This window comes from Pseudooceanicola profundus (assembly GCF_054919315.1).
On record NZ_CM142898.1, the window covers coordinates 3,723,902 to 3,743,212 of the forward strand.

Sequence of the window (19,311 nt, forward strand, 5' to 3'; positions counted from 1 at the left end):
GCCGCTGCTAGAAGTGCCCCGCCCGCAAAGTGCCGATCCAAAATGCCCCGTATAGTGTCGGCCCAAAGCGCACCGCTTTGCACCAGCCAATTCCAGCTCTGCACACTCCATCCACCACCCGCCCGGCCGATAGGCCGGGCAGCGCCGACCCGCCGCCATTGGGGCTCGGACCAATGGCGCCCCAGTAGCGACCGGCGCTTATGCGCCACCCCGCGGGACGGCGCTGCCCTGCGTGGTAGATCGGGAGGGAAGACCGTGTCAGGGCCACGGGTTTTGCCTAGTCTCCCGGCGGACGCCCAAAAAGCGACCGACAGGATCGCGCTGCCCTGACCAGCCGCCCGCAACGCCGTCCTCACCACTCCCGCAAGATCACCCGTCCGCCGAGCACCGTGATCTCGGCCTTGCGCAATTCCGTCTCCCGATAGGGATCGCCGCCGGTCTGCGGGTTCCGCGCCAGCCGCGGGAAGGACGATCCCGCCACGTGCAGCCGCAGCCGGTGCCCGGCCTCCAGCCGGTAGGCGATGTCCCGCAGGTCCACCGAAACGGTCACCGGCACGCCCGGCTCCAGCAGGTCCGGCGCATCGAAGCCCTTGCGATAGCGCAGCCGCAGTGCGCCCTCCTGGATCGTCCGCGACATCCCGTCCGGTGCCACATCCGTCAGCCGCAGCACGAGGTCCGCGTCGGGCGCATCCACCGCCACCGTCACCTCGGCCCGCATCGGACCGGCCAGCACCAGCGGCGCCTCCATCGGATCGGAGGTGAAGAGCAGCAGGTCCGCGCGCCCCTCGATGGGCCGCTGGTCGATGGGCCCGGTCTTCAGGTCCGGATCGCCGGTGCAGCAGATCGCGCCCCCCAGCGTCGGCACCGGATCGGCGGGATCGGAGACGAAAGACCGCGGCGCCATCGGCGCGCCATCCGCCGCCAGCCGGTCGCCTGCGAGGTGGAACACCCGCGCGGTCGTGTCCTGCGGCGGCCAGTTCTCGGCCCCGCGCCATGTGTCGGCGCCAAGCACGTAGACGAGGTAGGGCGGCAGGTCGGGCCCCGGGCCGCGCCCGGTCTGTGCGTCGATGAACCGGGCAAAGATCTCGTCGAAATCCAGCGCCGCGCCGGTCACCGGCAGGTCGCCCACGCGGCCCCGGTCAAAGGGGGCCTCGGCCTCGCAATGGGTGCCGGGCCCGATGATCACGTGCTGATCGGGGGCGGTGCGGCGCATCTGGCGGCTCATCAGCAGGGTCTCGCGCGCGCCGTCATACCAGTTGTCCACCATGAGCGCGGGGGTCTCGAACCGGTCCTGATCCGAGATGAAGCCCTCGAGGTTCCAGAATTCCGGCTCCTCGAAGTGGTCGAGGAAGGCCTCGAAATCCGTCGGATCGGGCCGGGCGGCGGCCACGGCATCGCGCAGCGGCAAGGTCCGCAGGGCGGTGGCATAGTCGATCCGGGGGCTGCCCATATGGGCGCTGCTCTTGCCGCCCTCGGTGGCGAACCAGCCGAACCCGGAGGCGAGCGCGAAGATCCCGCCCTCGAAGAAGCCGAAGGCGCCGTAGGTGCCGAAGGCGGTGCCGATCGCGCCGCCCGCGCCCATGGGGACGATCGCCTTCAGCGCGGGGGGACGGTGCGCGGCCAGCACGATCTGGCTCTCACCCAGGGCGGAACAGCCAATGGTGGCGACCTGACCGTCGGACCAGTCCTGCCGGGTGATCCAGTCCAGCGTATCCGCCCCATCGGTGGCGGCATTGGGATAGGGGGCAAAGATTCCCTCGGAACCGTAGCGCCCGCGCATGTCCTGCACCACCACGGCATAGCCGCGTGCAAGGTAGATCGGGACGTAGTGCCGGACCGAGCCGAAGGCGTTCTTGTTGTAGGGCAGGCGCAGCAGCACGGCGGCGCGGGTCTCGGCCCCGTCCGCGGGCAGGTAGAGGTCCGTGGCCAGCCGCATCCCGTCGCGCATCGGGATCATGAGGTCGCTCTGCCGGGTGGCGGGGCTCAGCTCCTTCAGGAAGGCGCGTTGCTTCTGGTGTTGGCGCAGGCGCCAGAGATCACCGCGCGGATCGCCGAGCATCGCATAGGCGATGGCGCCGGCGGCAAGGGCCCCGAGGCCCAGCAAGGCTATGGATATCATGCGCTTCTTCATCTAGCTCTCGACCGGCCTCTGCGGGGCAGTCTATCCTGCGGGCCGGGCCGAGGGGAATGGCGGACGTGATCGATATCGACTTGTATTTCTGGCCGCTGACCGGGGACGACTGTGGCTACCGTGCCTGCCTTTCGCCCGACGAGGTGGCGCGGGCCGACCGCTTCGTACGGCCCGGACACGGGGCCTCCTTCACCATCGGGCGTGGGCGCCTGCGCGAGATCCTTGGCCAGTACACGGGTCAGCCTGCCGATGCGCTGCGCTTCGATTACAACGCCGAGGGCAAGCCCTCGCTGGCGGGCGGGCCGCTCTTCAACCTCAGCCATGCGGGCGGATGGGCCGCGCTTGCCGTCTGTGCCGCGCCGCCCGAGGGGCTTTTGCTGGGCCTCGACATCGAGGCGCACCGCGAGGTCGAACCCATGGTCGCCGCGCGCTTCTTCTCGCCCAACGAGGTGGCGGCCATGCCCGAGGTGGGCAGCGCCGCATGGCAGGGCGCCTTCTTCCGGATCTGGACCCGCAAGGAAGCGGTGGTGAAGGCCGTGGGGCCCGGTCTCTCGATGCCGCTCAGCGATTTCGACGTGACGCAGGCGCCGGGCGCAGGGGCGGCGATCACCCGGATCGAGACGCCGCTGGCCCCGGGTGGGCCCGCCGACTGGTCGCTGACCGACCTCGACACCGGAAAAGGGATGGCGGGCGCACTGGCCCTCTGCGCCGGGCGCGGACGGGGATGTCCCGTTCCGCGCCTGACGATCCGCGAGGGACAGCTGCCGCTGCCCCGGTGAGAGCTCAAGTGAGCGCCCCAACGCGGGCCTCAGCGCGCCGCGCCCCGCTCCGCGAGGAAGGTCTCGATCTCCCGCGCGAAGGCCTCGGTCCCCGACCGTTTGTTGCCCACGACGCTGACCTTGGGGATATGCACCGTCTTCAGCTGGCCCTCCGCCACGACCTTCTCCCAGCCGATGGAGGGAGAGAAGCCGCTGCCCTGCGGGGTGATCTCGGTCACCACGTGGAGCACGGGGAAATCCACCGGGGCAGGCCGGTAGGCATCGCGCGCCTTGGACAGATAGCTGATCGCGCGCTGCTGCTCCTCCTCGAGGTCGGAGGCATGGGCGCGATTGTAGAGGCCGAGCGCCTCGGCCGCATGGACGATCCCGGTCTTGCGGGCGACACGGTACATGTCGAGCATGGCCCAGAAGGACATCTCGCCCTCGCGCACCATGCGGATGCGGTTGCGCAGCGCCTGCCACTTCTCGGCCTTGCGCATCTTGGGGTCCTTCAGGAGCGCCTCGGCATAGCCCGGCTCCCAGACGTCCTTCATGGTCACGCCCGCGATCTCCGCGCCCTCGGCATGGAGGATGCGCGCGGTCTCCAGCGCGAGGTTGCCGTGCACGCAGTTGCCGTAGAAGAGATAGGGCCCCTCGGGCTGCGCCTCGCGGACGAGGTCGGCATAGGCGCGGGCCACCTCCTCGAAGCTGCGGTCGGTCTGGTCGAGACCGTGATCGCCCTCGAAGAGCCGGACGCAGGTGGCCTTGCGCGGTGTGGTGCCGTCCTGCGCAAGCGCCATAGGCGTGGCCGCGTTGTTGACCGAGATCAGCGGCACGCCCGCACCATCCTTGCGCAGCGGCAGGATGCGCCAGTCGGGTTCGGCCGGGGTGGCCTCTGCCTTGGCGCTCAGCCGCTCCCAGACCGCGCCGGTCAGTGTGGTCAGCGTGGGATATTCATAGGCCGTGGCGATCCCCAGTTCGAGGCCATAGGCCTCGCGGATGCGGGTCAGCATCCGCACCGTCAGCAGGCTGTCGCCGCCGAGGTCGAAGAAACTGGCCGTGTCGGGCACCGCCTCCAGCCCCAGAAGCTCCTGCCAGATGCCGCGAATACGGGCCGCGACCTCGGGATCGACGGCACGCCGTGAGGCACGGGCGGCGTCACGGCGCTGCGCGGGCGGACGCAGCAGGGCGCGGTTCAACGCGCCGTTCTGCTTGCGCGGCAGCAGGGCGAGGACCGAGACACCGCGCGGCATGTCGGCTTCGGCCAGTTTCTGGGCGAGGTGATCCATGAGCACGTCGGGCAGGGTTTCCAGCGCCACGGTCGTGCCGGGCGCGGGGGTGACGAAGCCATAGGTCTCGGTCCCGTCCGAGATCGCGGCGGCCTCGGCCACGTAGGCATGGGCGGCAAGCGCCTCCTCGACCCGCGAGAGCGCCCGCGAGGACCGGTCGCGCCGGTTGGCAAGCCGTTCGGGCAGGGGCAGCGTGGCAATCGGCGCCTCCGCCTCGGCGAAGGCCTGTTCGAAGGCCTGCGCCAGCAGGTCGAGGAAGGCGGCGATCGTCTCGGCCTCGAAGAGCTGCGACTGGAATTCCGCGTTCATCTGCCAGCCGGTCGGACGGCCGATGACGGCCACGTCCATGTCATAGACCGCGCCCGGCGCATGGCTGGGCGAGGAGCGCAGCGAGAAACCCTCGTACTCCTGCGTCTTCATGAACACGGTCTGGAGGTTGAAGTTGATCGAAATCAGCGGGTTCCGGCCTGCATCGCGGACCGGGTTCAGCACCTGCACCAGCTGGTTGAAGGGCATCGTCTGGTGGCTGAGCGCCCCGGTGACGACCTCCCTTGCCTGATCGAGATGGGCGGCGAAGGGTTTCGCCGGGTCCACGTCGAAGCGCAGCACGAGGTTGTTGATGAAGACGCCGATCAGCGGCTCGAGGTCGACATCGTTGCGGCCCGCGATCTGGCTGCCGAAGCTGACGTCGCTTTCGCCGGTCATCCGTTGCAGCGCGGCCGAGAAGACCGCGCAGCCGAAGGCAAAGGTGGACATGCCGCGCGCCTGCGCGGCCTTGGCCAGCCGGTCACCGAAGTCGGGCGGCAGGTCCATGTCGACCTGCGCGCCCTCGACCGAGCGCACGGCGGGGCGGGCCCGGTCGGGCTCGATCTCGAAATAGCGCATGTCATGGAGCGCGGCGGTCCAGTATTCCGTCTCCTCGTCCAGCACGCCGGAGGCGAGGTATTCCTGCTGCCAGAGCGCATAGTCGCCGTATTGCAGCGGCAGCTCGGGCAGGTCGGGCTCCACCCCGCGGTTGATCGCATCGGCGGCGATGCCGATCTCGCGGCCAAGCACGCCGATGGAATAGCCGTCGAAGCAGCTCTGGTGCGCCACGATCAGCAGCATGGCGCGGTCGGCCTCGAAGCGCACCAGCGTGGCGCGCAGCAGGCCGGCCTTGGAGAGGTCGAAGGGCCGCTCGGCGTTCTCGCGGGCGATGGCGTCGACCCGCAGCAGCGGATCGCCCTGCACGGCGGCGCGGATGTCGACCTGGTCGAGCTTGAACTCGACCGCGGCTGCGACCTGCTGCACCGGGCCGTCCTCGCCCTCGACCAGCCGGGTGCGCAGCACCTCGTGGCGGGCGATGACGTATTGGAACGCCTCCTCCAGCACCTTGGCCGAGACATTGCCGCGCAGCTCCCAGCGGACGGCGACGTTCAGCGCCGGGTTGCCGGGGCGCATCTGGTCGAGAAACCAGCAGCGCTTCTGCGTGGCCGAGGCCGGGAATTCGGCCACGATCCCCTGCGGGGTCTTTGCGGTGGGCGTGCTCATGATGCTTTCACCTCGTTCCGGCGGGCGCCCTTGCGGAAGTCGCGCAGGGAGGGCCGCTTGGGGGCTTCCGCGTCGCCGCGGCTGTCGGCAAAGGCCGCCAGCTCACGGATCGTCGGATGGGCCAGCATGTCCTTGGCCTCAAGGTTCAGCCCCTCGTCCAGCATGCGCGCGGCGATGCGGAAGACCATCAGGCTGTCGGCCCCCATGGCATAGAGCGTATCGGTGACGCCGACGCTCTTCAGTCCCAGCACCTCGGCCCAGATCTTGGCCAGCCGGGTTTCTGTCTCGGTGGCCGGGGCCTGGGCAGCGGCGGGCGCGGCCTGCACCGCCTCGACCGGCTCGGGCAGGGCCTTGCGGTCAAGCTTGCCGTTGGCGGTCTGGGGCAGGGCGTCGAGCGTCACGTAGGCGCGCGGTACCATGTAGTCGGGCAGTGTCTCGGCCAGCGTGGCCGACAGCGCGGCGGCCTCCGGCGCGGCACCTGACGGCACGATATAGGCCACCAGCTGCTTGTCGCCGTTGGGCCGGGCCTTCAGCGCGACGGCGGCCTTGTCGACGCCTTCGCAGGCGCGCAGCCGGGTCTCGATCTCTCCCAGTTCGATGCGGAAGCCGCGCAGTTTCACCTGCGTGTCGATCCGGCCGAGGATCTCGACCTCACCGGCGGCGGTGATCTTCGCCAGGTCCCCGGTGCGGTAGAGCCGCTGTGCCGTGCCGTTGATCGTGACAGGGCGGAAGGCGGCCTCGGTCAGGTCGGGGCGGTTGTAGTAGCCAAGCGCCAGACCGTCGCCGCCGATGTTCAGCTCGCCCACGGTGCCCACGGGCAGCGGGCGGTCCTGCTCATCGAGGATGTGCAGCGTGGTGTTGGCGATCGGATGGCCCGCGCTGACCACGCCGTCGATCTGCTTGACGGTCGACCAGATCGTCGTCTCGGTGGGCCCGTACATATTCCACAATTCGGCCCCCCCGGCACGCAGCTTGTCGGCGAGGTCCTGCGGCAGGGGTTCGCCACCGGCGAGGATCTTGAGCCCGGCGGCGGGTTTCAGCCCGGCATCCAGCAGCATGTCCCAAAGCGTCGGCGTGGCCTGCATGACGGTGATGTCACCCTGCGCCATGCGCTTGACCAGCGGGAAGCCCTCGATCACCTCCTCTGTGGTGGCGATGACGGTTTTGCCCCCGGTGATCAGCGGCAGGTAAAGCTCCAGCACCGCGATGTCGAACATGACGGTGGTGACCGAGAGGATCGTGTCTTCGGCGGTGAAGCCCGGTGCCTCGGCCATGGAATGCAGGAAGTTCACCACCGCGCGGTGCGGGATCGCCACGCCCTTGGGCGTGCCGGTCGAGCCGGAGGTAAAGATGACGTAGGCCGGGTCCTCGGCCTCGAGCGCGACCGGTGTAGGCGTCGCCCCGGCGGTTGCCTCGGCGGGCGAGATCAGCGGCAGGCCAAGGCCCTCGGCATACTCGGGCGCGGCGTCCAGCGTGACCACGGCTGCGGCCTGTGCCGTTTCGAGGATCGAGCGCAGGCGCGCTGCGGGCTGGCGCGGGTCGAGGGGCACATAGGCATGGCCCGCTTTCTGCACCGCCAGCAGCGCCACCAGCATGTCGGTGGAACGCGGCAGGGCCACGCCCACGCGGGTCTTGGTCGCGCCCAGCTTGGACTGGATCAGCGCGGCAAGCGCGTCGGATTTCGCGTCCAGTTCGGCATGGGTCAGCCGGCTGTCACCGCATTCCACGGCCACATTGCCCGCGTGGGTCGCCGCGGTCGCCCGGGTCAGCGCGGGCAGGGTCTGCGTCAGGTCATAGGCGCGGGCGGTGGCATTCAGCGTGTCGCTGATCGCCGCGGCCTTGGCGGCTTCCTCGGCGTCCTGCACCGGCAGGGCGGCCACGGGCTGCGCGGTGTCGGCGGCAATCGCCTCCATCACGCCCCGGAAGCGGGCCAGCAGCCGGTCGGCGGTTTCGGCGTCGAAGAGGTGGCTGTTGTAGTGCAGGTCGAGGCGCAGCCCCTCCGACACTTCGCAGACGTTGAAGAAGAGGTCGAAGTTCACCGCCGCCTTGGGGTTCGGCTCCACATGGGTCGTCAGCCCCGCCATGCCGCCCTCGTCGGAGTAGCGTTCGACGTTGAACTCGATCTCGGTCAGGGGCAGCCGGTTGAGGGTGCGGGGCACCTCCAGCGCACGCACCAGCGTGCCATAGGTGATCTCCTGATGATCAAAGGCCTCCAGCAATTTGCCGGACAGCGCCTTCAGGTGATCAGCCACGGGGGCCTGCATGTCGAAGGCGGCGCGCACCGGCAGGAAGTTCACGCAGTGACCCACCAGTGACTGGTTCGCCAGCAGCGCCTGACCGCCCGTGGGCACGCCCAGCACCACGTCCGAGGTCCCGGCCATCCGGCCCACCATCATCTGCAACGCACCGAAGAGCGTGGCGAAGAGGGTGCAGCCCTGTTTCGCGCCGGCTTTGCGGACGGATTTGGCCACGTCCAGCGGCACGAAGGCCGTGGCGGTGGCCCCGTCATGGACGCGCCGTTCGCCGCGCGGGCGGTCGGTGGGCAGGTCGGGCAGGGCGGGCACATCGGCAAAGGTCTCGCGCCAGTAGGCCAGCGTCTCACCCGCCGGTTGCTTGCCGGCTTCCTTGCGCGCATGGGCGGCGAAGGAGGGCGCGGTGGGCAGGTTGGCAGACGTGCCCTCGGCATGGGCCGTGTAGAGCGCGTTCAGATCGTCGAAGAGCACCCCGAAGGACCAGCCATCGGCAATGATGTGGTGCGCGGTGAAGATCAGGACGTGCTTGTCCTCGGCCAGCTTGAAGAGCGACAGCCGCAGCGGGTCCGCATCGGTGAGCGTGAAGGGTTCGGCCACGTCGGCCGCGAGCGCCTCGCGGTAGGCGGCCTCGGGCTCGGCCTCGCCGCTCAGGTCAATCAGGTCGAGGGTGACAGGCGCCGCATCGAGGATGTCGAAGGACATGCCAGAGCGGGCAAAGCGCGCGCGGAGGGCATCATGCCGGGCGACGAGATCGCTCAGCGCCGCTTCCAGCGCGGTCTGGTTCAGCGGGCCCTCCATGAAAAGCGAGGCACTCTCGTTGAAGCTGGCAGCGGCCTTGCCGCCCATCTGGTGGGTCATCCAGATTTCGGACTGGCCCTCGGTCAGCGGGATGCCTTTCAGCTGGTCGCCGGTCAGTTTCGGTTGCCAGTCGGGAGCGCGCAGGTGCACGAGGATGCCGTTCTCCAGCAGCGTATCCAGCGCCGAGCAGAAAGCGGTGTAGATCCGTTCGATATCCGCCGCCGAATGGGTCGTGGTCAGGAAGCCGCAGAAGCCGTCCATGATGTGCACGCCCTCCATCCGCATCAGCGGGTAGAGCAGCGAGGCACGCGGGTCTTCCTCGGTCACCTTGATGACGAACCAGCTGGAATATTGCTCGACCAGCACCGGCAGGCCGCGATCCGTCATGGCCTGTTTCATGCGGTCGCCAAGGTCACGGCAGCGGTCGGCCACATCGGTCCAGAGCGCCGCGCCCTCGGGCGTTTCCATGTGGTCGAGCGTGGCGGTCAGCGCCGCCAGGATCAGCGGGTGACGCACGAAGGTGCCGGCAAAGAAGGTCGGGATCGCCTCGGGCTGGCTGTCATCGCCGAACTGCCAGTCACCCCCGTCGAGCGCATCCATGAACTTCGACGACCCTGCCAGCAGGCCGATGGGCATGCCGCCGCCCAGCACCTTGCCGTAGGTCGCCATGTCGGGCTTGATGCCCCAGACGCCCTGCTGCCCGGTCTTGGAGGTGCGGAAGCCGGTCACGACCTCGTCGATCACCAGCGCCGCGCCGCCGTCAGCGGTGATGCGGCGCAACTCGCGCACGAAGTCCTCGGGCCGGTGTTCGGGATGGCGCGACTGCACCGGCTCCACGATCACGGCGGCGATGTCCTTGATGTTGTTGGTGATCCAGTCGAGGCTGTCCTGCCCGCCATAATTCACGACGACCATGTTGGCGAGGCCCGAGCGCGGAATGCCCGGCGCGATCGGCAGCGCGGTGGGCTCCCCGCCCGAGCGCGCCTTGCCCTTGATCAGCACCTCGTCGAACTGGCCGTGGTAATCGTTGCCGAAGACCACGATCTTCTCGCGCCCCGTGACGGTGCGGGCGACGCGCATGGCGGCCATCACCGCCTCGGAGCCGGTGTTGCAGAAGGTGATCCGGTCATGGCCCAGCCATTGCGACAGGCGCGCGGCCAGCGGCCCGGCCTCGTCGGCCTGCGGGCCGATGGGGAAGCCGCGCTCCATCTGGCGGTTCACCGCGTCCACCACGAAATCGGGCGAATGGCCAAAGGCGGTCTGGCCGAAGCCGTTCACCACGTCGACGTAGTCGTTGCCGTCGATGTCGGTGATATGCGCGCCCTTCGAGATCTCGGCCACGATGGGGAAGGTCAGCTCCTTCCATTCGGGGCGGAAGGCGGCCGCGGTGCGCGGGTCGGCCAGCGGCTTGCGGTACTGCTGGGTGTAGGCCTTGGATTTCGGATGCTTGTCCGTGTAGCGGGCGCAGAGGTCCTTCACGAAGGCCAGCTGGCTTTCGTCGAACTCACCGCCAGTGACAGAGGCGCCGCGGCCGGTCTTGAACTCTTTCTTGGCCGGTTTCTCGGCTGGCGTTGCCGCCGGTGCAGCGGCGGCAGGTGCCGGTGCCGCGACAGGTGCCGGGGCCGGGGCCGCCACGGGCGCGGGGATCGCGGCCTGCGGAGCGGCAGCCGGGGCCCCGCCGAGGGCGCGCATCTGTTCGGCAAAGATCGCCTGCATCGTCGCCATCTGGCTTTGCATCAGCGCGGCCATGTCACCGGCGGCGGCGGGCATCGCGGGGGCTGTGACAGGGGCTGCAGCCGGGGCAGCGGCGACGGGGGCCGGGGCAGCCACGGGGGCAGCAGGCGCGGCAGCCGGTGCGGCCTCGGGCGGCAGCATCTCGTCGAGATGGGCCGCCAGCGCCTCCATCGTGGGCCAGTTCGCCATCAGCTCGCGGAAGCCGATCTCGACGCCGTATTCCTTGGCGAGCCCCTGGCTCAGCTGCCCCATGAAGAGGCTGTCGAGCCCCAGTTCGAGGAAGGGCACCCCCGCATCCTCGGGCGTGTAATCCTCGCCGGAGAGGGTGGAGAAGAGGGCGATCAGTTCAGTGGTCAGTCGGTCGGTACGAGGTGCGGACATCTGGGGCTCACTGGCAACGGTTGTTTCTATGGACTGCTCTTGGAATTGCGGGGCGGCCACCGGGGGCGGCGCGGTCAATGTCGGGTCGGGCGGCGCGGCGGCGGCCTGCACCGGCGCGGCGTCTTGGGCCTTCCGCTCGATCCAGTAGGATTTGCGCTGGAAGGCATAGGTCGGCAGCGGCACCCGGCGGGCATCGCGGGGGCCGAGTTTCGCCCAGTCGAGGGGCAGGCCCAGCGACCAGAGCTGGCCGGCGGTCTGCGCCGAGACGAGGGCATCCTCACCGGCGCGGGAATGATCGGGCAGGGTCTGCACCGGCGTTGCACCATGGTCGCGGCCCAGCGTCTGGCGGGCAAAGGCACAGAGCGTGGTGCCCGCGCCCATCTCCATCAGCACCGCCCCTTCGGCGGCGGTAGTGAGGGCGGCCCGGAAGTCGACACAGGCGCGGGCCTGCGCGGCCCAGTAGCCGGGATCGGTGGCCTGCGCCCCGAGCTCCTCGCCGGTCACGGAGGAGGTGACGGGGATCTGCGGCGCGGCGAGCGTCATCTTCGCCACGGTCTCGTGCAGCGGCGCGACCACCGGGTCCATCATGGCCGAGTGGAAGGCGTGCGAAGTATGCAGCCGCGAGTAGGCGAGACCGGCCTGCGTCAGCTGCGCCTCGACGGCTTCGATGGCATCGAAGGGCCCGGCCAGTACTTGCAGACCGGGCGCATTGCGCGCGGCGTGCTGGACACTGTCGGACAGGAAGGGCGCGATGTCTTCGGCCTTGGCCTTCACGCCCAGCATGGCCCCGCCGGGCAGGTCCTGCATCAGGCGGCCACGCTCGGCGATGATCCGCAGCCCGTCGGCGAAGGACATGACGCCGGCCACGGTGGCGGCGGCGAATTCCCCGACCGAGTGGCCGATCATCCGGTCCGGGGTCATCCCGCGCGACAGCCACAGGCGGGCATTGGCCACCTGCGTCAGGTAGAGCGCAGGCTGCGTCAGGCTGGTGTCGCGCAGGGCACGCGCGGCCTCGGCATCCGAGACCTCGCCGAAGCAGAGCAGCTGGTTGATGTCGAGGCCCAGCAGGGGCTCCAGCAGGGCGGCGCCCTCGTCGATCGTGTCGCGGAAGACCGGCTCGCTCTCGTAAAGGCCACGGCCCATGCCGGGGAACTGCGAGCCCTGCCCGGGGAACATCCAGACCAGCTGCGGTGCCTGTTGTGGCGCGGGCTTGCGGGGGCTGGGCGCGGCGCGCAGGGCGGCCGCGGCCTCAGCATTGGTCGTCGCCGCGACGGTCAGGCGCAGCGGATGGGCGCGGCGGCCCTCCTGCAGCGTGAAGGCGGCGGCGGAAAGCGCGGGCGCATCCCCGGCCTCCAGCGCAGTGGCCAGTTCGGCGGCCATCTGGGACAGCGCCTCGGGCGATTTCGCGGAGAGCGGCAGCACCTGCGGACGGTCCATCGCGGGCGTCTGAACGGCAGGGGCCGGGGCCTCCTCCATCAGGATATGCGCGTTCGTGCCGCCAACCCCGAAGGACGAGACACCGGCGCGGCGCGGCCCGTCGCTCTCCCACTCGATCAGGTGATCGGCCACGAAGAACGGCCCCTGCGAGAAGTCGATGCGCGGGTTCGGCGCGCGATAGTTGGCCACCGGCGGGATCTGCGTGTGCTGCAGCGCCAGCACCGTCTTGATCACGCCCATGATGCCGGCGGCGGCATCCATGTGGCCGATATTGCCCTTCACCGCGCCAAGGGCGCACGGGGTGGAGGAGCCGGCAAAGGCCTGCGTCAGCCCCTCGATCTCGATCGGATCGCCAAGCGGCGTGGCCGTCCCGTGGCATTCCACGAAGGAGACCGAGCCCGGTTCGACCTCGGCATCCTGATGCGCCATGCGGATCGCCATGGCCTGCCCGGTGACAGAGGGCGCGGTGTAGGAGATCTTGTCCGCGCCGTCGTTGTTCAGCCCCACGCCCTTGATCAGCGCGAGGATATTGTCGCCATCGGCCTCTGCATCGGAGAGCCGTTTCAGCACGATCACCCCGGCGCCATGGCCAAAGACCGTGCCCGCGCCCTCGGCATCGAAGGGACGGCAGACGCCATCGGGCGCGGCCATGCCGCCCTCGATCGCCATGTAGCCGCGCTTTTGCGGGAAGGTGATGGAGACCCCGCCGGCAAGCGCCACGTCGGTCTGACCGCCGCGCAGGGCCGCCACGGCCTGACCGATGGCCACCAGCGAGGTCGAGCAGGCGGTGTTCACGGAGAGCGCAGGCCCGGTGAGGCCGAGGCGGTAGGAAATCCGCGTTGCCATGCTGTCGGTGTCGTTGCCGGTCAGCTGGGTGTAATCATCGACCTGGAACCCGGTGAGGAAACGATCCAGCTCGGCCCGGCTTTGCAGCACGTTGTTGAGCAGGTAGGTCGACTGGGTCGACCCGGCATAGACCCCCACGGCGCCGCGATAGCGGGCGGGGTCGAGCGCGGCCTGTTCCAGCGCCTCGTGGCAGACCTCGAGGAAGATGCGCCCCTGCGGGTCCGTCACCGTGGCCTCGCGCGGGAGCATGTTGAAATACTTAGCGTCGAAGAGGTCCACATCCGGCAGCCACGGGCGGGCGGCGACATAGGCGGCCATGGCGCGTTCGGCCGGGGAATAATCGTCCTCGATCTCCTCGGGCGAGAACTGCGGGATCAGGTTGTCGCCCGCCTTCAGGTGCTCCCAGAATGCGGCGAGGTCCTTGGATCCGGGAAAGCGGCCCGCCATGCCGATGATGGCGATGGGCTCGTTGGCCTTCACCCGGGCGCGCAGCGGCCCCGAGACCTCGGGCGCGGCCTTGGCCAGCCGCTCGCAAAGCGCGCCGAAGCGGGGCACCTCGAAGAGCAGGGTAATGGAGAATTTCGTATCCAGCCGCTTCTCCAGCGCCGCATGGGCGCGGATCAGGTCCATGGAGGTGCCACCGGCCTCGAAGAAGGTGACATCGTCCGCGACCGGGCCGCAGTGCAGGATCTCGTCCCAGACCGCGCCCACGATGGCGCGGATGCCCTGCGCCTTGGCGTGGGGCGCCGGGGCGGCGGCCTTGGGCAGGCTCTCGCGCAGGGCGCGGCGGTCGACCTTGCCCGCGGGCGTCAGGGGGAAGCTGTCGCGCAGGTGCAGCGTGCGGGGCAGCGTGGTTTCCGGCAGGCTCTGCGCGGCATGGGCCAGCACGGCGCGGGTAAAGGCGGCCGCGTCGGTGACCGGGGCCTCAGGGCGCAGGAAGGCGACCATCTGCTTGGCCTCGCCGCTGCCCGTCACGTCGACGATGGCATCGGCCACGCCGGGGGCGCTGCGGATCTCATGCTCGACCCCGTCGAGCTCGATCCGGCGACCGGCGAGCTTGACCTGACGGTCGGCGCGGCCGTGGAATTCAAAGACACCGTCGGCGCGTTCCAGGGCCAGGTCACCGGTGCGATAGACGGTGCCGTCCTGACCGGGACGCGGGTCCTTGATGAAGACCTCCCCCGTCTTGTCGGGCCGCCCGTGGTAGCCGAGCGCCACGCCGGGGCCGCCGATGACCAGCTCGCCCACTTCGCCCGCGGGCAGGGGCGCGCCCTCGGGATCGACCACGAAGGCCGAGGTCTGCGCCAGCGGCGTGCCGATGGGCAGGGGCCCCGCAGCGGCCAGCTCGGGCGTGACCTTCAGCCCGAGACTGTCGGTGGTGCATTCCGTGGGCCCGAAGACATTGCAGAGCGTGATCTGCGGCCAGGCCTTCACCAGCTTGGCGGCATGGGGCGGCGACATCACGTCGCCCCCGGCAATGGACAGCCGCATGGTGGCAAAGGCGTCCACGTGATGTTCGATCATTAGGTGGTGCACACCCGCGTACCAGCCCGCCACGGTCACGTGGTCACGCTTCATCACGGCGGCGACGTCGTCGAGCGAGGGGAAGGCCGCCTCGACCACGGCGACCTGCGCCCCGGTCAGAAGCCCGCCCCAGATGTCGTAGATCGCGCCGTCGCAGGCGATGGTGGAGGCATGCAGGATCACGTCGTCCGCGCGCACCTGCGTCAGCGTCTGGTCGAGGACGAGCGCCGTTACCGCGCGCTGGGGCGTCAGCACCCCCTTGGGCGTGCCGGTGGTGCCGGAGGTATAGAGAAGATAGGCCACGTCATCGCCATGCCCTTCGGGCCAGTCGCGGGGCACATGCGGCAAGGCCGCGGCCTCGCTCAGGGCGATGCGGGGCGTGTCGGCCGCAAGGGTCTCACCCGCCAGATCGGCATGGGCGGTGGAGAGGAAACAGGCCGCCAGCCCACAGTCGCCCGCGATGAAGGAGAGCTGTTCCGGCGCATGGGTCGGGTCCAGCGGCACGCAGGCGGCACCGGCGCGGAAACAGGCCAGCATGGCGACGATCGCCTCGACCGAACGGCCGCCGAGGAACCCCACGAAGGCCCCCCGGGTGACGCCCTGATCCAGAAGCCAGCCCGCAGCAGCCTCGGCTCGGGCGGCGAGATCGGCGTAGGAGACCGGGCCGCCAGCGGTCAGCAGGGCCGGCGCATCGGCCCGCGCGGCGGCGATGCGGGCAAAGACGGGATAGAGTGGGGCAGCGGCATCGAAGCGCTGCAGCAGGTCAGCCTCGGTCATCAGCGCCCCCTCAGGGGCCGGCGGACCGGCATGGCGGCGGGTTTGAATGCGAAGGAGAGGTTATAGGCGGTCGCACACGCAGAGGTTGCTTTCAGTTGGGCAGCAATCTTTCTTGCCGTGTCCGGCTTGCGGTCAGTCTTCACGGTCATGGAGGACCTCGTAGCGGGTTGAAGACCCGTCGCAGGACCGAAATGGCCCCGGTGCGGCGCGATCTGGGAAACAATAGAGAAGTGCGGTTTAATCAATTCGTCACCTTATACCCGAAACCGGGGCAAACAGATAGTTACAGGTGCTGATCATTCCTTGGGATCACGGCATAAGTATGTGGAATCGGGGGAATTTCGCGACAATCAACAAATTGTTTGCGCCAATTGCGGCACGCCGGCGCGAAAACGCCACATTCTCGCCTCAGTTGCACCCGTGGTGCACAATTCGGCCCCGGTCGTGGGAGTGTTGATTTCCGCCGTGACAATCGGCGGCGTTTCGCCGGGAAAACGGCCTCAGCGTGTCAGAACGAAGCCGGTACTGCGGCTGGCGCCGAGTCGCGGATGGGTGGGGATGCGGTGCGCGAGGGGTTCGATCTCCCACCGGTCGGCAATGCGGTAGCCCAGCGTTTCGATCTCGGCAACGAAGGCCGCCTCGGAGCGGATCTGGTAGGGCACCCGGGACGCGCCGATCTTCTCCAGCGTGACCACCTGCGGCCCGTCGCGCAGGGCGACCTTGTTCAGGATCACCCGGTCCGGCGGCGCAGCCAGCGGCGCCAGAACGGCGCCGAGCCCGCCGGGGAAATATTGCATCACGCCGGAGGCAAGGAAGAGATCGGGCGCGGGGCAGGCGGCGAGGTCCTCCTCGAAGCGGATCGGCCCCGGCAGCCGCCCCGCGGTCTGCGCCGCGCGGGCGGCCCGGATGATCGCGGGCAGGTCGCAGACCGTCCAGTCATAGCGGGCCATGTCGAGATAGGGCCCGAAGGCGATGTGCTTGGTCCCCATGTGGCCGCCGAAATCCACCACCGCGCCGCCCTCGGGCAGCAGCTTCCCGATCCAGTGGAACACGGGGTAATCCCAGAGCTCCGCCCTGGTCATCGCCTCGAAGGAGACCTCGGCCACCTCGTCATGATCGTATCCGGCCAGCGAGGCCTTCGGCAGCGAGGCAAGTGCCGCCTCGATACTGGGGAAGGCGCCGGCAAAGCGCGGCGGGCGCGGCCCGTGGACAGAGGCCCGCGCAAGGGCGGCGGTCATCGGCTCGGTGGCGCGCGCAGCCCCGCGCTTCATCTTTCCCAAAATACTCATGCCGCGCCTTTCCTGCGGCGCAGACGTGCCAGGATCGGGGCACGCAGCGCGGGTTCCACCAACAAGGTCAGGGCAACGTAGACCACGAGCGAGGGCAGGGCCATGACGAAGGCATGGAGCAGCGGATTGATCTGCGGCAGAAGGTCGGCCTCGCGCTCCCAGATCAGGATCGCGGCGGCGGCGGCCAGCGGCAACAGCAGGCGCTTGCAGTTGGCCGCCACCTCCAGCCCGTCGATCCCGGCATATCGGCGCAGCATCGGCAGGGTGATGGCGAGGGTGATCACGGCGATCGCCACCTGCATCCAGGCCACCGCGAGCAACCCGCCGGTCATGGCGGCGCCGAGCGTCAGCACGACGGTGACGATCATCAGCCGCGCGGTGAGCCAGGGCAGGCGGCCCACTTCGCCCGCGATGGTCAGCACCGGCTCGGTCACCACGCCGACGAGCGCGATGGCCCGCGCGGCGGCAAGGATCGCGACCACATGCAGCGCGGGCAGCCATTCCTCGCCCAGAAGGCCATGGACGATGTCCCCGGACATGACCGCGACCCACATGAAGATCGGCAGGGCGATGGCAGAGAGGATCTTGAAGAAGCCATTGGCGGCGGACTGGAAGCCGGCGGTGGAGCCGTCGTGTTCATCCCGCGCGTGCCGGAACAGGTTCCACGCCAGCACCTGCGTCGGGACCGAGACGATCTCTCCGACCGATCCGACGAGGCGTTCCGCCGCGCGGTAGTAGCCCACGGCCGCCGGGCCGAGGAAACCGCCGATGATGAAGGTTGCCACGTAGAGGCGGACGTTGATGATCAGCCGACTGGTGAACATCCGCGCCGAGAAGGCCCAGAGATCGCGCCGCTCCGCCTTCGGCATCCCGAGGGCCGGGGCCATGCGCGTGAAGACGAAGCTGAGCCCGAGGTGGGTGGTCTGGTAGGCGAGCCGCCCGTAGGCCAGCGAGAAGAGGCCGGCACCGTTCAGCAGCGCCGTGACCGCGACCGCCAGGCCGGCCAGTTCTCCGGTGATCTCGCAGATGGCGGAGGCCTTGAGCCGGTTGCCCCAGATCATCACGCCCTTCTGGGCGGAGGAGATCGTGGCGAGGAAGACCCAGACCGAGAACAGCGAGAAGAGATGGCCGGTGTCGGCCCCCAGACCGAAGACGGGCAGGGCATATCCGGTCGCCACGCCGACGGCGCCGACGGCGAGGCCCGCGATCATCGCAAGCGCCAGCACCTGCCGCGGGACCCGGGAATCACCGGACCACGACATGATGTAAGGCGCCCATCCGACCTCCGCCACGCGGAGCAGAATTATGGCAACCGCGGACACGAGGGCGAAGGCGCCGAACTCGGCCGGGGACAGGATCCGGGCGGCAATGATGAAGATCGCCAGTTGGCAACCCTGCGAGATGACGCGCTCCAGCGCTGTCATCGCCCCGGACCCGATGAGGCCCTTCCGTTGGCCCGAGGTCGTTTTTTCGGCGCGTGTCACGTTGCGTTTCTCACCCGGGCGTGAACGCCGGAGTCCTTGTTTTGTAAGGGAAAGGCCTGTAGGTGCACCCGGAGTAGCGCCCGAACGCGCGAGGTGTCAACGCCTTCGCCCGGATAGGAGCGCTATCCGAAAGAGTTGTTGCGGGTCGCATCTTGTTTTCTTTATGTATTGGTTTCTGGATCGTGGCGAGAATGTGTTCTCGGAGTGACTGAAACCGATTGTTTTTGTGACGGGAACAGATTGTCCATCTCGAAACAGTCGCGCAAATCCTCCCAACAGGTTAACCCGTCGTTATCCAGTTCGGTGTGTGGGGGCACATTTGAGAGGAAGGGGTCGCCCCGGCGGCCAGCTGCTATGTCTGTTGATGATTTTCACCTCAACTCGTTCAAGCAGGAGCGCGCCATCGGCCGTCTCCGTCTTGCAACGCAGAACGGACTGGCGCGGGCGAGGAAACTCGACCCTAAGCGCCTGACCGATATTGTTCTTTCCGCAGCGGCCTTGCTGTTTTTTGCACCGTTTCTCTTGGGCACGGCTCTCGTGATCTGGATTGCGGATGGCCGCCCGATCCTGTTTGCCCATGAACGCGTGGGGCTGAACGGCACGCCGTTCAAATGCCTCAAGTTCCGCACCATGGTGCGGGATGCGGACGCCCGGCTTGCCAAGCTTCTGGAAGAAGACGAAGTGATCCGGAACGAGTGGCTCACGCAGCGCAAGCTGACGAAAGACCCGCGCCTGCATGTCCTCGGCAACTTCCTGCGGAAAAGCTCTCTCGATGAACTTCCCCAGCTTATCAACGTGTTGCGTGGCGACATGTCGATTGTCGGCCCGCGGCCGGTGGTGGCGGAAGAGGCGCGCTTCTACGGCGATGACTTCGAGGCCTACAAGTCCGTGCGTCCCGGTCTGACCGGCGCCTGGCAGGTGTCCGGCCGGTCGAACACGACCTACGCCGAGCGGGTTGCCCTGGATGTCGACTATGTCGAGACCCACAGCTTCTTCGGGGACCTGCGGATCATGGCGAAGACGGTCAAGATCGTCCTCTTCATGGTCGGCGCGCGCTGATCCCGCATAGCGACAGGCTCTC

Annotated in this window: 7 protein-coding genes; 2 read left to right on the forward strand and 5 right to left on the reverse strand. The window is 68.9% G+C overall.

Annotated elements, in window-relative coordinates; genetic code table 11:
* Nucleotides 1–352 precede the first annotated feature (352 nt).
* On the reverse strand, nt 353–2,119 hold the full coding sequence (locus ACX9MO_RS17115) for a CocE/NonD family hydrolase (protein ID WP_462212709.1): 1,767 nt from the start codon (nt 2,117–2,119) through the stop codon (nt 353–355).
* Nucleotides 2,120–2,196: 77 nt separating this feature from the next.
* Here ACX9MO_RS17115 and ACX9MO_RS17120 point away from each other — a divergent pair, with 77 nt between their 5' ends.
* The gene (locus tag ACX9MO_RS17120; RefSeq protein WP_462212710.1) at nt 2,197–2,910 is read left to right on the forward strand and encodes a 4'-phosphopantetheinyl transferase family protein; all 714 of its coding nucleotides are present in this window, start codon (nt 2,197–2,199) and stop codon (nt 2,908–2,910) included.
* Nucleotides 2,911–2,939: 29 nt separating this feature from the next.
* Here the strand turns inward: ACX9MO_RS17120 and ACX9MO_RS17125 are convergent, their stop codons facing one another.
* The 4 genes from ACX9MO_RS17125 to ACX9MO_RS17140 all read right to left on the reverse strand — a co-directional run bounded on the left by ACX9MO_RS17125 (nt 2,940) and on the right by ACX9MO_RS17140 (nt 18,170).
* Nucleotides 2,940–5,708: a condensation domain-containing protein gene (locus ACX9MO_RS17125; RefSeq protein WP_462212711.1), complete on the reverse strand. Its 2,769-nt coding sequence runs from the start codon at nt 5,706–5,708 to the stop codon at nt 2,940–2,942.
* Nucleotides 5,705–15,457 carry an amino acid adenylation domain-containing protein gene (locus ACX9MO_RS17130; protein WP_462212712.1) on the reverse strand — a complete coding sequence of 3,251 codons (9,753 nt, stop codon included), beginning with the start codon at nt 15,455–15,457 and terminating at the stop codon, nt 5,705–5,707. The genes ACX9MO_RS17125 and ACX9MO_RS17130 overlap by 4 nt, the downstream gene beginning before the upstream one ends.
* Before the next feature lie 500 nt (nt 15,458–15,957).
* On the reverse strand, nt 15,958–16,746 hold the full coding sequence (locus ACX9MO_RS17135; protein WP_462212713.1) for a methyltransferase, TIGR04325 family: 789 nt from the start codon (nt 16,744–16,746) through the stop codon (nt 15,958–15,960).
* Nucleotides 16,743–18,170, reverse strand: coding sequence for an oligosaccharide flippase family protein (locus ACX9MO_RS17140; RefSeq protein WP_462212714.1), 1,428 nt, complete (start codon nt 18,168–18,170; stop codon nt 16,743–16,745). The genes ACX9MO_RS17135 and ACX9MO_RS17140 overlap by 4 nt, the downstream gene beginning before the upstream one ends.
* A 414-nt stretch (nt 18,171–18,584) precedes the next feature.
* Here ACX9MO_RS17140 and ACX9MO_RS17145 point away from each other — a divergent pair, with 414 nt between their 5' ends.
* Nucleotides 18,585–19,289, forward strand: a complete 705-nt coding sequence (locus ACX9MO_RS17145; protein ID WP_462212715.1) for a sugar transferase — start codon at nt 18,585–18,587, stop codon at nt 19,287–19,289.
* The last annotated feature ends 22 nt before the right edge of the window (nt 19,290–19,311 follow it).

Coding starts and splice junctions, on each gene's coding strand:
- ACX9MO_RS17115 (WP_462212709.1), bottom strand. CDS start 2,119: ATGATATCCATAGCCTTGCTGGGCCTCGGGGCCCTTGCCGCCGGCGCC.
- ACX9MO_RS17125 (WP_462212711.1), bottom strand. CDS start 5,708: ATGAGCACGCCCACCGCAAAGACCCCGCAGGGGATCGTGGCCGAATTC.
- ACX9MO_RS17130 (WP_462212712.1), bottom strand. CDS start 15,457: ATGACCGAGGCTGACCTGCTGCAGCGCTTCGATGCCGCTGCCCCACTC.
- ACX9MO_RS17135 (WP_462212713.1), bottom strand. CDS start 16,746: ATGAGTATTTTGGGAAAGATGAAGCGCGGGGCTGCGCGCGCCACCGAG.
- ACX9MO_RS17140 (WP_462212714.1), bottom strand. CDS start 18,170: ATGACAGCGCTGGAGCGCGTCATCTCGCAGGGTTGCCAACTGGCGATC.
- ACX9MO_RS17145 (WP_462212715.1), top strand. CDS start 18,585: ATGTCTGTTGATGATTTTCACCTCAACTCGTTCAAGCAGGAGCGCGCC.